This is a genomic window from Citrobacter sp. TBCS-15 (assembly GCF_005280815.1).
Lineage (GTDB): Bacteria > Pseudomonadota > Gammaproteobacteria > Enterobacterales > Enterobacteriaceae > Citrobacter > Citrobacter werkmanii.
This window is the reverse complement of sequence record NZ_SZWK01000244.1, coordinates 1-226: the sequence shown is the minus strand read 5'-3', so window position 1 is coordinate 226 and position 226 is coordinate 1. Positions and strand designations below refer to the sequence as shown.

Annotated in this window: 1 protein-coding gene; it reads left to right on the top strand. The window is 31.9% G+C overall.

All coding sequences use genetic code 11. The annotated features are described in order from the left end of the window. Nucleotides 1–62: 62 nt before the first annotated feature. Nucleotides 63–226 (top strand): helix-turn-helix transcriptional regulator (locus FDW96_RS26160; protein ID WP_212732907.1); only part of this gene is annotated, 164 nt, incomplete at its 3' end.

Here is a 226-nt window from a genome sequence, read left to right as displayed (position 1 = left end):
ATAAAAATTTCTCCGTTTTCTTTCAATTATATCATTTCTTAGCGGAGATATAAATTAGAGAAATGATATTAAAAATACACACACAGAAAGGAGCCAGTATGGCAACAGCAATTACAGATTTAAGAAAACTAAATCGTTTATCGCAAAGTCAACTCGCAGAAAAGGCAGGATTGACTCAGAAAACAATCGGTAACTATGAAAAAGATATTAGCTTTATCCGAAATGC